Origin of the sequence: Aeromonas mytilicola subsp. aquatica, assembly GCF_044336385.1 — a bacterium.
Lineage (GTDB): Bacteria > Pseudomonadota > Gammaproteobacteria > Enterobacterales > Aeromonadaceae > Aeromonas > Aeromonas rivipollensis.
On record NZ_CP172298.1, the window covers coordinates 4,082,600 to 4,097,038 of the forward strand.

Sequence of the window (14,439 nt, forward strand, 5' to 3'; positions counted from 1 at the left end):
TGGATGGGTGGCGCCTCATGGGTCGCCATAAAAAAACCGCCGGACAAGGCCGGCGGCAGGTGGTCAACGGTAGCCTGAGGGGATCACAGGCTGTAGGCTTTCTCCCCATGACTGGTGACATCCAGCCCTTCCCGCTCGGCATCTTCCTTGACCCGCAGGCCAATCAGCAGATCCACCAGCTTGTAGGCCACGGCGGAGACCAGGGCAGTCCATGCCACAGTCACCAGCACACCGATGACCTGGATCTTCACCTGGGTCAGGATGGAGTAGCCCTCGGCCACCTGATTGGTCACATAGTCCCAGACCCCGGTGCCACCCAGATCCGGGCTGGCGAACACCCCGGTCAGCACGGCCCCCAGGATGCCGCACACCCCGTGCAGGCCGAACACGTCCAGACTGTCATCGGCCCCCAGCAGGCGCTTGAGACCATGCACGCCCCACAGACCGGCCACGCCGCTCAGCAGACCTATGATGAGGGCACCACCGACACCGACGAAACCGGCGGCGGGGGTGATGGCCACCAGGCCCGCTACCGCACCGGACACGGCGCCCAGCAGGGAGGGGCGACCCTTCATCACCCATTCGGCCAAGGTCCAGGAGAGCGCGGCACCGGCCGGCGCCAGCCAGGTGTTGACGAAGGCCAGGGCGGCCGTGCCGTTGGCTTCCAGCGCGGAGCCGGCGTTGAAGCCAAACCAGCCGAACCAGAGCAGGGCGGCCCCTATCATGGTCATGGTCAGGCTGTGGGGGGCCATGGGATCACGACCGTAGCCAACCCGCTTGCCGACCATGAAGGCACCGACCAGACCGGCGACAGCCGCGTTGATGTGCACCACAGTGCCGCCGGCGAAATCGAGGGCGCCGTGCTGGAACAGATAGCCTGCGGTGGCACCGGCAGCCTCGGCGGCCGCGGCATCCGTGTAGGCATCCGGACCGGCCCAGTACCACACCATGTGCGCCATCGGAATGTAGGCGAAGGTGAACCAGATCACGGCGAACAGCAGTACGGCCGAGAACTTCATCCGCTCGGCGAAGGCACCGACGATGAGCCCGCAAGTGATGGCGGCAAAGGCCCCCTGGAACACCACATAGATGAACTCGCTGATCCCCACCCCTTTGCTGAAGGTGGCGGCGATCGACTCAGGTGTCACCCCGACCAGCAGCAGCTTGTCGAAGGAACCGTAGAAGGCCCCGCCCTCGGTGAAGGTCAGCGAATAACCGTAGATGACCCAGAGCACAGTGATCAGGCAGAACAGGGTGAACACCTGCATCAGCAAGCTCAGCATGTTCTTGGCGCGCACCAGGCCACCGTAGAACAGGGCCAGCCCCGGGATGGACATCAGGATCACCAGGGCGGATGCCAGCATCAGCCAGGTGTTGTCCCCCTTGTTGATGGTCACGGTCGCGGCAGCCTGCACCACCTCGGCCTGCGCGGCCACCTCTTCTGCCCAACCTGGGGCGGCCATGGTGGCGCCCAGCGCCAGCAGACCAGTCATTACGAGTCTCTTGAACATACAGCCCTCTCCTTGTCGTCCCGGCGCCCGGCCGGGTCCATTTCCTGATATGAATGTCAAACTTGGCCACTTGCACGCATCGTCACATCCAGCTTGCCCACCACCTCGGGCATGACTCGGCGGGCTCTTCATGGCGACCTAGCTTATCTAAAGCATAAAGCAGGCCAAAAAATATAAACCTTTATTTTCAATTAGTTGACTTTGGCTGCGCGATTTGATGCACCATATTGGCGCATCCTGCCCACTATCAGTAAGGGGGGCGCACTTCGGCTGTGCAGCGCCGGGCAACTGCACCAAGATGGCACCTAGGCATGCCAAACGGGGAGGATCCCGGGACAATGGGGGCCCGGCTGACCCGTTTTGCCCTCGAGATCATTTATTGAACAAATGAAAGATGCGTTTGCATTAAATAATCAAATGATGACAGAGGGGGGAGCTCACCTATCCGAGGGGAAGGAGGGGATCACAAAGGGGGATGCAGCACCTGATCTGGCCTGTGCCCGATCTTCCGGGCCATACTGGCGCAACCAGGTTTGCCCTGTCACCCGAACGAGGAACCCATGCCCAATCTCACCGTGACCGAAATCAAGGCATTCGTGCCTGCCCGCGACTTCAGCCTCTCCAGGCAGTTCTATCAGGATCTCGGGTTCACCCTGGCCTCCGACGGCGACGGGGTGGCCTACTTCCATTTCGGGGAGGTGAGCTTCCTGCTGCAGGACTATTACCACGAGGCACTGGCCGAGCACTTCATGATGCATATCCTGGTGGAGGACCTGGCCGCCTGGCGGGCCCAGGTGGAGGCGAGCCAGGTCGTCTCTCGCTACGGCGTCAAGGTGACCGAGATCGCCACCCAGCCCTGGCGCATGAAGGAGTTCTGCCTGTACGACCCCTCCGGCGTGCTGTGGCGCATCGCACAAAATATCGACTGAAGGGCCGCGAGCGCAGAAAAACAAAAGGCCATCCGCGAGGATGGCCTTTTGTCATGGAATCTGATGGTGCCCGGGGTCGGACTCGAACCGACACGTCTTGCAACGGCGGATTTTGAATCCGCTGCGTCTACCGATTTCGCCACCCGGGCAACTGCGAGGGATTATACGAATGGCGTTTTGGCATGCAAGGTGTTTTTCTTGCGCGGCCACCGTTTGCTCAATTATTCAACGCCTTGCCGATGTTCGGCCAGTTACATAGAATGCCCGCATCATATTAATGGAATAATCATCATGGCCAAGCGCAAGACCCCCTCCTCTCTCCAGCCTCCCCCCCAGCACCAGCACCCTTCGGCCGGCCTGCTGCGGCGCCTGGGTGCACTGCTCTATGACTACCTGGTGGTCATCGCCTTGCTGATCATCGCCGGTTTCATCGGCATGGGGGTAGCCTACCTGCTGCTGGCCACCGGGATGGCGACAGTCCCCGAGGGCAAGGATGCGGCCTGGCTGCTGACCAGCCCCCTCTACAGCGCCTGGCTCGCCCTGGTGATCTGCGGCTTCTACACCTGGTTCTGGACCCGTGCCGGCCAGACCATAGGCATGCGTGCCTGGCGCCTGCGCATCCAGAATCTGGACGGCAGCAACATTCGCATCACCCAGGCCCTGATCCGGCTCGCGACCTCGGCCTTCGGCCTCGGCAACCTGATGTGCGTGTTCAATCGCGAGCGGCCCCGCGCCTTCCAGGACATCTGGGCCGAGTGTGAAGTGGTGGTGCTGAGCAAGCAGGAGAACCTGGAGCAGCTGAACAAGTGACCCAGTGAGTACGAGATGAGAAACAAGAAGGGCACCCACTGGGTGCCCTTCTTGTTGGCCAATACAGGCCGCTACTGCTTGCGGTTCAGGATGTAGAAGGAGATGCCGCCAAACAGCAGGCTGGGGGCTATGGCCGCCAGCATAGGGCTGGCACCGCCGCACTTCTCCTTCTCTCGCTACTGCTTGCGGCTCAGGATGTAGAAGGAGATGCCGCCAAACAGCAGACCGGGGGCTATGGCCGCCAGCATAGGGTTGGCACCGCCGCACTTCTCATTCTCTCGCTACTGCTTGCGGCTCAGGATATAGAAGGAGATGCCGCCAAACAGCAGACTGGGGGCTATGGCCGCAAGGATGGGGGGCACCGCATACACCAGGCTGACGGGGCCGAATACCCGATCGCTCACATAGACCGCGAAGCCGGTCATGATCCCCATCAGCATCCGGGCCCCCATGCTCACCGAGCGCAACGGGCCGAAGATGAAGGAGGAGGCGAGCAAAATCATGGCCACCACGGAGAGCGGCGACAGCAGCTTGCGCCACATCTCCAGCTTGTAGCGCCCGGCATCCTGCTTGTTGGCATCCAGATAGCCGATGTAGTCCCGCAGCCCCGAGATGGGCAGGTTCTCGGGGTCTATGCTCACCACCCCCAGCTGCTTGGGGGTCAGCTCGGATTGCCACGCCATCTGGGCATGTTTCTCGTCCAGGATCTGCTTGGGATCGTCGAAACGGGTGATGTGCACCTGCTTGAGCAGCCAGTGATGCTGCTCGAACACCCCCTCCTGCGCCTGGACCACGTCGATCAGGTTGCGAGACGGGGTGAAACGATACAGGGTGATGCCGGTGAGGGCGCCGTCGTTGCGCACCCCGTTGATGTTGACGAAGTTGTTGCCATCCCGCGCCCAGACCCCGTAGGCCGAGACGGTCAGCCGCCCTTCCGACATGGCGCCCGCCTTGATGTCATCCGCCATCCGCTTGGCGGCCGGGGCCACGTATTCGCCCATCAGGCCCACCAGCAGCATCAGGGGAATAGCCGTCTTGAGCGCCGCCATGACGATGCTGATCTTGGAGCGGCCCGATGCCTGCATCACCACCAGCTCCGAACTGGTCGCCAACTGGCCGAGGCCGATGAGCCCCCCCAGCAAGGCCGCCAGCGGGAAGAAGAGCACAGCCTCCTTGGGCATGGAGAGCAGCACGAAGTAGAGGGCATTGAGCATGTCGTAGTTGCCCTCCCCCACGGCCCTGAGCTGCTCCACATATTTGATGAGCGCCGCCAGCCCGACCAGGGTCAGTTCGCACAGCAGGATCGACATGAAGATGACCCTGCCGATATATCTATCGAGAATGCCGAACATCAGCAGAAACTCCCAGGTTGCAGCATCATGCTGACTTGCCTTTGACAAAGTGGCCCTTGACCCCGTTCCACCAGCTGGTGCCCTGCAGGTTGAGCGGCACCCCGATCAGCAGCAGATAAATCAGCGGCACCAGGAACATGCCAGGCCAGTGGGGCAGACGCCCGCTGTCGATGGCCGAACGAGCGGCGCTGAGCAGCAGGAAATAGGAGAGATAGAGCAGTATGGCCGGCAGCAGCTTGGCGTAACGCCCCTGGCGGGGGTTGACCCGGGCCAATGGCACCACCAGGAAGGTGAGCACCAGGATGGAGAAGGGCAGCGACAGGCGCCACTGCAACTCGGCCATCAGCTGGTTGTCCTGGGTGCCGAGCAACTCCAAAGTCGGCTTGGCCGCCGCCTTGCGATTGGATCGCTCCATCTCCTGCTGACGGATCACCAGACTGTATTCACTGAAATCGGAGACCTGGAACTGCTTGCCGGTGAACTGGCCCTCGTAGCGGGAGCCATCCTTCAGGGTCAGCCACTGCAGACCGTTGCTGTCGGCCGTCACCTGCCCCTCGTTGGCCACCACCACTGAAGGGGGCGAGCCCCCTTCGGCGCGCTGCAGCACGAAAATCTTCTGCAGCTCGGAGCCCTTGTCGTTCAGATCCTGGATGTAGGCCACCAGGCGCCCCTTGTCGAGCTCCATGAAGCGACCGGCCTGCAGGAAGGAGATACCCGGATCGGCCTTGAACTCGTCGATCACCTGATACTCGCGCTCCTTGGCCTGGGGGGCTATCCAGCCGGTGTTGAAGGCCGCCACGGCGGCCGTCAGCAGGGCCAGCAGCAGGGCGCTGCCCATCACGAAACGGTGGCTGAAGCCCACCGCATGCATCACCGTCATCTCGCTTTCCGCATACAAACGACCGTGAGCAAACAGAATGGCTAAAAACAGACTGATAGGCAGCATCAACAGGGCCATATTCGGCAGGTTGAGCAGCAGCAGGGTGGAAACCAGGCGCGTCGGCACCTCGCCATCGGCGGCGTCGCCAATGATCTGGATAAATTGCTGGCTGACGAAGATAAGCAGCAGTACGAACAGCACCGCCAGCTGGGTTTTCAGGGTCTCCCTGAACAAATATCGGAAAACGATCACAGTCATTCCCAAGTAAACTTGTGTTTTTAGTCGAATGCCTGAAAAATAGGGCCCTATATTGGATTTTTACCAGTTTGAACTGCGGAGCCTGTGGCTGTTCGCTCCGCCTCTGATACCCCAACAAGCACCGCATTATTCAATAAATGGTGCCTTTTGTCTTTAGGATGTAGGAGATTCCATGGAGTTCAGTGTAAAGAGTGGCAGTCCTGAGAAGCAACGCAGCGCCTGCGTCGTGGTCGGCGTTTTTGAGCCTCGCCGCCTCTCTCCGGTTGCCGAACAGCTGGACAAGATCAGCGACGGCTACCTCAGTTCGCTGCTGCGCCGCGGCGATCTGGAAGGCAAACCAGGCCAGATGCTGTTGCTGCATCAAGTACCGGGCGTGCTCAGCGAGCGCGTACTGCTGGTCGGTTGCGGCAAGGAGCGGGAACTCGACGAACGCCAGTACAAGCAGATCATCAACAAGACCATCACCACCCTGAACGAGACCGGGTCCATGGAAGCCGTCTGCTTCCTGACCGAGCTGCACGTCAAGGGCCGGGATACCTACTGGAAGGTGCGTCAGGCGGTGGAAACCACCAAGGCGGGCCTCTACAGCTTCGATCAGTTCAAGACCAACAAGGCCGAGCCGCGCCGCCCGTTGCGCAAGCTGGTATTCAACGTGCCGACGCGTCGGGAACTGACCATAGGCGAGCGCGCCATCACCCACGGCCTGGCCGTGGCCAAAGGGGTTCGCATCTGCCGCGACGTGGCGAACATGCCGCCCAACGTCTGCAATCCGGCCTACCTCGCCTCCCAGGCCCGCCGTCTGGCGGATGCCTATGACAATATCACCACCAAGGTGATCGGCGAGCAGGAGATGGCCGAACTCGGCATGAACTCCTACCTGGCGGTGGCCCGTGGCTCCGAGAACGAAGCCATGATGGCCATCATAGAGTACAAGGGCAATGCCGACGCCAAGCCCATAGTGCTGGTGGGCAAGGGGCTGACCTTCGACTCCGGCGGCATCTCCATCAAGCCGGCGGATGGCATGGACGAGATGAAGTACGACATGGGCGGCGCCGCCTCCGTGCTCGGCACCATGCACGCCCTGGCCCAGTTGCAGCTGCCCATCAACGTCATAGGCGTGCTGGCGGGCTGCGAGAACATGCCGGGCGGCAACGCCTATCGCCCGGGTGACATCCTCACCACCATGTCCGGCCAGACCGTCGAGGTGCTCAACACCGACGCCGAGGGTCGCCTGGTGCTGTGCGATGCCCTCACCTATGTGGACCGCTACGATCCCGAAACCGTGATCGACGTGGCGACCCTGACTGGCGCCTGCATCATAGCCCTGGGTCACCACACCTCGGGTCTGCTGGCCAACCACAACCCCCTGGCCCACGAGCTGCTCAACGCCTCCGAGCAGGCCGGTGATCGCGCCTGGCGTCTGCCGCTGTTCGACGAGTATCAGGAACAGCTGGAGAGCCCGTTTGCCGACATGGCCAACATAGGCGGCCGGCCGGCCGGCACCATCACGGCCGCCGCCTTCCTGTCGCGCTTCACCAAGAAGTACAACTGGGCCCACCTGGACATCGCAGGGACCGCCTGGAAGAGCGGCAAGGATAAAGGCTCCACCGGTCGCCCCGTGCCCCTGCTGACCCAGTTCCTGCTCAATCGAGCTGGCGTGGCAGACGTTGAGGATAAAGAGTAAAACCATCCTTGCCCGACAGTCCGTTGCCCCTGCCGAGCCAGCATTTTCCTGCTCAATCGAGCCGGCGTGGCGGATGTCGAAGACAAGGAGTAACCCCTCTCTTCGGATGCCCGCATCAGGGGAATGGTACCACAAGGAAGAGGCCTGCCTCTTCCTTGTTTCATTGAGAGAATCCGGGAAGACCGTGCCTGGCACGGCTCCCCGCAGACGGCCAATCGCTGTCCGTCACAGCCAAACGGGACCAACCTGATGAGCCAAGTGACCTTTTACCTGATGAGTGAGCCGGACGATGCGCAGGCGTCTGCGGTCGAACGGCTCGCCTGCCAGCTGGCGGCCGATGGCTGGAGTGCCAGCCACCTCTATCTGTTTTGCAACGACGAGGCCCAGGCCCTGCGCCTGGACGAGCTCTTGTGGCAACTGCCACCGGATCGTTTCGTGCCGCACCAGCTGCAGGGGGAGAGCGGCCAGGCCCCGGTGGAGATAGGCCATCAGCCACCGAAGCGGCGCTATGCCCGCCTCATCAACCTGGCCGAGCAGACACCTTTGTTTGCAGGACACTTCGCTCAAGTGGTAGATTTTGTCCCCACTGACGAAACGCAAAAGCAGCAAGCCCGCGAGCGCTACAAGCACTATCGCCAGGCGGGCCACACCCTCGAGATGAGGGATCAGCCCGTCCTTGCCGCACCGGATCCGGCGCAGCCCTGACTACGCCACCCTCGATCCACGACGAATCAACACCAGAATCCATCCATCCAGAATACGGCGAGACCATGGAAAAGACTTTTAATCACAACGCCATCGAACAGGCGCTCTATCAGCACTGGGAAGCCCAGGGTTACTTCAAGCCCCACGGCGACACCAGCAAAGACTCCTTCTGCATCATGATCCCGCCGCCGAACGTCACCGGCAGCCTGCACATGGGTCACGCCTTCCAGCAGACCCTGATGGACACCCTGATCCGTTACAACCGCATGCAGGGCAAGAACACCCTGTGGCAGGCGGGCACAGACCACGCCGGTATCGCCACCCAGATGGTGGTTGAGCGCAAGATCGCCGCCGAAGAGGGCAAGACTCGCCACGACTACGGCCGTGATGCCTTCATCGACAAGATCTGGCAGTGGAAGGAAGAGTCCGGCGGCACCATCACCCGCCAGATGCGCCGCCTCGGCGACTCCGTGGACTGGGAGCGCGAGCGCTTCACCATGGATGAGGGCCTCTCGGCGGCCGTGCAGGAAGTCTTCGTGCGTCTGTATGAAGATGGCCTGATGTACCGCGGCAAGCGTCTGGTGAACTGGGATCCCAAGCTCAACACCGCCATCTCCGATCTGGAAGTGGAAAACCGCGAGATCAAGGGCCACATGTGGCACCTGCGCTACCCGCTGGCCAACGGCGCCAAGACCGCCGAAGGCCAGGATCACCTGATCGTCGCCACCACCCGTCCGGAAACCATGCTGGGTGACACCGCGGTCGCAGTGAACCCGGAAGACCCGCGCTACAAGGCGCTGATCGGCCAGCACATACTGCTGCCGCTGGTGAACCGCCTGATCCCCATAGTCGCCGACGAACACGCCGACATGGAGAAGGGCACAGGTTGCGTGAAGATCACCCCGGCCCACGACTTCAACGATAACGAAGTGGGCAAGCGCCACAACCTGCCGATGATCAACATCTTCACCCTGGACGCCCACGTGCGCGCCGAGGCCGAAGTGGTCGACACCAACGGCAACCCCAGCACCGCCTATGACGCCGCCCTGCCGAGCGAGTTCGCCGGCATGGAGCGCTTCGCCGCCCGCAAGGCCATCGTCGCCAAGCTGGACGAGCTGGGTCTCTTGGCCGAAATCAAGGATCACGTGCTGCAACAGCCTTACGGCGATCGCGGTGGTGTGCCCATCGAGCCCATGCTGACCGACCAGTGGTACGTGCGCGTGGCCCCCATGGCCAAGACCGCCATCGAGGCGGTGGAAGATGGCCGCATCCAGTTCGTGCCCAAGCAGTACGAGAACATGTACTTCTCCTGGATGCGCGACATTCAGGACTGGTGCGTCTCCCGTCAGCTCTGGTGGGGTCACCGCATCCCGGCCTGGTATGACGACGCCGGCAACGTCTACGTGGGCCGTGACGAGGCGGAAGTGCGTGCCAAGCACAGCATACCGTCCGTGACCACACTGCGTCAGGACGAAGACGTGCTCGACACCTGGTTCAGCTCCGCCCTGTGGACCTTCTCCACCCTGGGCTGGCCGAACAACACAGAGGCGCTCAAGACCTTCCACCCGACCGACGTGCTGATGAGCGGCTTCGACATCATCTTCTTCTGGATTGCCCGGATGATCATGATGACCATGCACTTCATCAAGGACGAAAACGGCCAGCCGCAAGTCCCGTTCAAGACCGTCTACATCACTGGCCTTATCCGCGATGAAGAAGGGCAGAAGATGTCCAAGTCCAAGGGCAACGTGCTGGATCCCCTCGACATGATCGACGGCATCTCCCTGGAAGATCTGCTGGAGAAGCGCACCGGCAACATGATGCAGCCGCAGATGGCCGAGAAGATCGGCAAGCGCACCGCCAAGCAGTTCCCGGAAGGGATAGAGGCCCACGGCACCGACGCCCTGCGCTTCACCCTGGCGGCGCTGGCCAGCACAGGTCGTGACATCAACTGGGACATGAAGCGCCTGGACGGCTACAACAACTTCTGCAACAAGCTGTGGAACGCCTCCCGCTACGTGCTGATGAACACCGAAGATCAGGATTGTGGTCTGCACGGTGGCGAGATGCAGTTCAGCCTGGCGGATCGCTGGATCCAGTCCCAGCTGCAGGTGGCCATCCGCGACTTCCGCACCGCGCTGGATACCTACCGCTTCGATATCGCGGCCGGCGTCTTGTACGAATTTATCTGGAACCAGTTCTGCGACTGGTATCTGGAGCTGACCAAGCCGGTGCTGGGCAAGGGCTCAGAGGCCGAGCAGCGTGCCACCCGTCACACCCTCGTGACCGTGCTGGAGACCCTGCTGCGTCTGGCGCACCCTATCATCCCCTTCATCACCGAGACCATCTGGAAGTCGGTGGCCCCGCTGGCCGGTGTCAACGCCGACACCATAATGCTGCAGGCCTTCCCGGAATTCGATGCCGCCAAGGTAGACGATGCCGCCATGGCGGATCAGGAGTGGGTGAAGGAGTTCATCGTCGGCATCCGCAACATCCGCGCCGAGATGAACGTGGCGCCGAGCGTGGCCCTCAACGTGCTGCTCAAATGCGATGGCAAGGATGCCCAGCGCGCCGGTGACAACGAGGCCTTCCTCAAGTCCCTGGCCCGTCTGGAGTCCATCCGCGTGCTGGCGGACGGCGAAGTGGCCCCCCTGTCGGTGAAGAAGCTGATTGGTGCCACCGAGCTGATGATCCCCATGGCCGGTCTCATCGACAAGGAGGCCGAACTGGCCCGTCTGGCCAAAGAGGTTGCCCGTCTGGTGGGTGAGTGCGGCCGTATCGAAGGCAAGCTCGGCAACGAGGCCTTCGTGGCCAAGGCGCCGGACGCCGTCATCGCCAAGGAGCGCGAGAAGCTGGACGATTACCGTCTCCAGCTGACCAAGCTGGAAGCCCAGCAGGCCGAGATCGCAGCGCTCTAAGTGCCCATCGCCAGTCCAAAAAGCCCCCGACTATCGGGGGCTTTTCATTTTCCGCCCCCGGATGACAAGCCCGTTTATATAGTCCCGCGGCCAGTCTGACGACGAGCCAGCGAGGTCCATATGCCCCCTTGCACTGGACGAAATTGAAAAATTCACGGGCCAAATCACCTCCTTTCACAAGCGCATCGCCCGCAAATTCATTACACTGCCAGCGATCTTTTCTACCGGGAGTGCTGCTGCAGTATGGAAATATTGATCCTGCTTGGATTGATTTTGCTCAATGGCGTCTTCGCCATGTCGGAAATCGCCATCGTCACCGCACGCAAGGCCCGTCTCAGCAAGATGGCCAGCGAGGGGAGCCGCTCTGCCGCCATCGCCCTCAAGCTGGGGGAGAATCCGACCCATTTCCTCTCCGCCGTCCAGATCGGCATCACCAGCATAGGCCTGCTCAACGGTATCTACGGTGAGTCCCTGCTGGCCCAGCCCTTCGCCCAGTGGTTGCAGGAGTGGGGCCTCTCCCCCAAGAGCAGCAGCCTGCTCGCCACCGTAATCGTCGTAGTGCTGGTGACCTACCTCTCCATCGTGGTGGGGGAACTGGTGCCCAAGCGCCTGGGTCAGCTCAGTGCCGAGCGCATCGCCTGCCTGGTAGCCCGCCCCATGCTCTGGCTGGCGACCCTGACCCGTCCCTTCGTCTGGCTGCTGTCCGCCTCCACCCACGCCAGCCTGCGCCTGCTGCGGGTCGATCAGAACAACAGCAACAACGTCACCCAGGAGGAGATCCACGCCATGCTGGTGGAGGGCTCCGAAGCCGGCGTGATCGAAGACCACGAACACACCATGCTGCGCAACGTGTTCCGCCTCGACGAACGCAGCCTCTCCTCGCTGATGGTGCCCCGTAGCGACATCCGCTACCTGGATCTCTCCCTGCCGCTGGAGACCAACCTGCAGCGCCTGGTGGAGTATCGCCACAGCTTCTTCCCGGTCTGCGACGGCAGCCTCTCTGACCTGGTGGGCATCCTCAACGTCAGCAAGGTGCTGCACGCCTACATCAAGGGGGAGCCCATCGATCTGGCTGCCCTCACCCAGGACGGCAGCCTGCTGCCGGAGACCCTCAACGGCCTGGAGCTGCTCAACCACTTCCGCGCCCACGCCGAACACATGGTGCTGGTGGTGGATGAATACGGCGAGCTGCAGGGGCTGGTCACCCAGCAGGATCTGCTGGAGACGCTGGCGGGCGACTTCCAGCAGGAAGACGGGGAGGACAACTGGGCCTTCCAGCGTGCCGATGGCAGCTGGCTGCTCGACGGCCTGATCCCGCTGCCGGAATTGAAGGACTGTCTGGAACTGGTTCGCCTGCCGGAAGAAGAAAAACATCACTATCACACCCTCGGAGGGCTTATCATGCTGCTCCTTGGCCGCCTTCCCCAGACCGGAGACCTGGTCACCCTGGAACAGTGGCAACTGGAAATCGTGGATATGGACGGCCTGCGCATCGACAAGGTGCTTGCCATGCCCTTGACCGACCAACCCAGCTAACCTGCGGAGTTTGCATGTATGGAGCAGTTTTACCACCTGGCTCACGCCTTCATTAATCAGGATCTGGCGACCCTGTCCGACCCCAACATGGTCTTCATGGTCTACATAGTCCTGCTGACCTTCCTGGTGCTGGAAAATGGCTTCATCCCGACCGCCTTCCTGCCCGGTGACACCCTGCTGATCCTGACCGGCGTGCTCATCTATCAGGGGGTACTGCCGCTCGCTGTCGTCCCGCTGCTGATCCTGGCCACCTTCGTCGGCACCTGGCTCGGCTACATGCAGGGGCGTTTCCTCGGCCACACCCAGATGTACCACAGGCTGATGTCCCACCTGGATGAGAAGCACAAGGAGAAGGTGCACTACCTGCTCAACAAGTACGGCATCATCACCCTGATCACCGCCCGCTACATCGCCTTCGTGCGCACCGCCTATCCCTACATCGTCGGCGCCAACGAGATACCCCAGGGTCGCTTCCTGGTGGTGAACCTCATCAGCTCCATCATGTGGATCTGCCCCCTGGTCGGGCTGGGTTACTACCTGAGCCACACCAAGCTGGCCGCGCAGTATGAGTCCCAGTTCCTCAGCATCATCCTCTGCCTGCCGCTGGTGCTGCTGGTGGGCGGCTTGATAGCGCTGGTCTGGCGCTGGCTGAGCAGACGCAAGGTCCACATCTCCAGGGATTGAGAGAAATCACAGGGGTCGCCGGCAGGCGGCCCTTTTTTATGGAAAATAGTGACGAATTCCTCCCTCCCGCTCTTGTAAAGCGAGGGCAAAAATGAGTGAATCTAGCGCCTTTTTTCGCTGTGGATGGAGTCGGTTGTATGGGGTGTCGGATTCGCGCAATCGCGCTGGTATGTGGATTGATAGGACTGCTCGGATCGCAGGCAGCCCTGGCGGCGCCCAACCCGGCCAAACTGCAGATCAAGTCGGGCAGTGCCCTGGTCATGGACATCAACACGGGCAAGACCCTCTATCAGAAGAACCCTGCCCAGGTGCGCCCCATCGCCTCCCTCACCAAGCTGATGACGGCACTGGTGGTGCTGGATGCCCGCCAGAACCTCAATCAGACCCTGACCATAGATCAGAACGACAGGGACAACATCAAGCACACCTACTCCCGGGTTCGTTTCGGTACCAAGGTGAGCCGTCGCGACGCCCTGCACCTGGCGCTGATGTCCTCCGAGAATCGCATGGCCTCTGCCCTCGCCCGCCACTACCCGGGTGGCCGCTCGGCCTTCATTCGCGCCATGAACAACAAGGCCAGGCAACTCGGCATGCGCAACAGCCGATTCTACGACTCCACCGGTCTGTCGACTCGCAACGTCTCCACCGCCCGGGATCTCGCCAAGCTCATCACAGCCGCCTATCGCCAGCCGCTGATCCGCCAGTTCACCCAGGACACCAACAAGGAGATGCGCTTCAGCACGCCGGCCTACAGCCTGATGTTCAACAACACCAATCCCCTGGTGAAGAACCCGGACTGGGACGTGCGCCTCTCCAAGACCGGCTACACCGACGAGGCGGGTCGCTGCCTGCTGATGCGCGCCAAACCGGACCGTCAGGAGCTCGCCATAGTGCTGCTCAACTCTGTGGGCAAACGTACCCCGATCGGCGATGCCAACCGCATTCGCAAATGGCTGAAGAGCTGAGTGAACGATTCAAGTAAAAAAGGATGCCTCGGCATCCTTTTTTGTTGCCCGCCAAAGACCCCTGCCGGCCGCCAAGGCGTTCAACGTCCAGAGCCTGGGTCCATACCGCCCTCGTGATGCCCGCGGGCACAGAGCGTGCCTGCAGCAGCGCCTGTGTGTGGCTGGAGGTGACATTGGGCGGGGATGACAAGACGCCGAGTAGCAGAG

General features: G+C 61.8%; 11 protein-coding genes and 1 tRNA gene. 8 read left to right on the top strand and 4 right to left on the bottom strand.

Annotated elements, in window-relative coordinates; all coding sequences use genetic code 11:
* Positions 1-83 precede the first annotated feature (83 nt).
* Positions 84-1,511, bottom strand: coding sequence for an ammonium transporter (amt, locus tag ACFWHB_RS18705; protein ID WP_395949028.1), 1,428 nt, complete (start codon positions 1,509-1,511; stop codon positions 84-86).
* A 560-nt stretch (positions 1,512-2,071) separates the two neighbouring features.
* Here amt and ACFWHB_RS18710 point away from each other — a divergent pair.
* Complete coding sequence (locus ACFWHB_RS18710; protein WP_395949029.1) at positions 2,072-2,440, top strand: VOC family protein; 369 nt, start codon at positions 2,072-2,074, stop codon at positions 2,438-2,440.
* A gap of 64 nt (positions 2,441-2,504) precedes the next feature.
* On the opposite strand, the gene ACFWHB_RS18715 is transcribed toward ACFWHB_RS18710, so the two are convergent.
* Positions 2,505-2,589, bottom strand: a tRNA-Leu gene (locus ACFWHB_RS18715).
* A 142-nt stretch (positions 2,590-2,731) separates the two neighbouring features.
* Here ACFWHB_RS18715 and ACFWHB_RS18720 point away from each other — a divergent pair.
* The gene (locus tag ACFWHB_RS18720; RefSeq protein WP_162520007.1) at positions 2,732-3,250 is read left to right on the top strand and encodes an RDD family protein; all 519 of its coding nucleotides are present in this window, start codon (positions 2,732-2,734) and stop codon (positions 3,248-3,250) included.
* Between the two features lie 281 nt (positions 3,251-3,531).
* On the opposite strand, the gene lptG is transcribed toward ACFWHB_RS18720, so the two are convergent.
* Both lptG and lptF read right to left on the bottom strand, forming a co-directional pair.
* Positions 3,532-4,602, bottom strand: coding sequence for an LPS export ABC transporter permease LptG (lptG, locus tag ACFWHB_RS18725; protein WP_395949030.1), 1,071 nt, complete (start codon positions 4,600-4,602; stop codon positions 3,532-3,534).
* A 25-nt stretch (positions 4,603-4,627) separates the two neighbouring features.
* Positions 4,628-5,740 (bottom strand): LPS export ABC transporter permease LptF, encoded by a 1,113-nt coding sequence (gene lptF / locus ACFWHB_RS18730; RefSeq protein ID WP_234568649.1) that lies wholly within the window; start codon positions 5,738-5,740, stop codon positions 4,628-4,630.
* A gap of 172 nt (positions 5,741-5,912) precedes the next feature.
* Here lptF and pepA point away from each other — a divergent pair, with 172 nt between their 5' ends.
* From pepA to pbpG, 6 genes are all read left to right on the top strand, one after another.
* On the top strand, positions 5,913-7,424 hold the full coding sequence (gene pepA / locus ACFWHB_RS18735; protein ID WP_041206455.1) for a leucyl aminopeptidase: 1,512 nt from the start codon (positions 5,913-5,915) through the stop codon (positions 7,422-7,424).
* A 249-nt stretch (positions 7,425-7,673) separates the two neighbouring features.
* Positions 7,674-8,129: a DNA polymerase III subunit chi gene (locus tag ACFWHB_RS18740; protein WP_395949031.1), complete on the top strand. Its 456-nt coding sequence runs from the start codon at positions 7,674-7,676 to the stop codon at positions 8,127-8,129.
* A 65-nt stretch (positions 8,130-8,194) separates the two neighbouring features.
* A complete protein-coding gene (locus ACFWHB_RS18745) occupies positions 8,195-11,047 on the top strand; it encodes a valine--tRNA ligase (RefSeq protein WP_395949032.1) in 2,853 nt (950 codons plus the stop codon).
* Positions 11,048-11,290: 243 nt separating this feature from the next.
* A complete protein-coding gene (locus tag ACFWHB_RS18750) occupies positions 11,291-12,583 on the top strand; it encodes a hemolysin family protein (RefSeq protein WP_025325627.1) in 1,293 nt (430 codons plus the stop codon).
* Positions 12,584-12,601: 18 nt separating this feature from the next.
* Complete coding sequence (locus ACFWHB_RS18755) at positions 12,602-13,267, top strand: DedA family protein (RefSeq protein ID WP_106885044.1); 666 nt, start codon at positions 12,602-12,604, stop codon at positions 13,265-13,267.
* A gap of 137 nt (positions 13,268-13,404) precedes the next feature.
* Entirely contained in the window at positions 13,405-14,232 is an 828-nt protein-coding gene (pbpG, locus tag ACFWHB_RS18760; protein ID WP_106885045.1) for a D-alanyl-D-alanine endopeptidase, read from the top strand.
* The last annotated feature ends 207 nt before the right edge of the window (positions 14,233-14,439 follow it).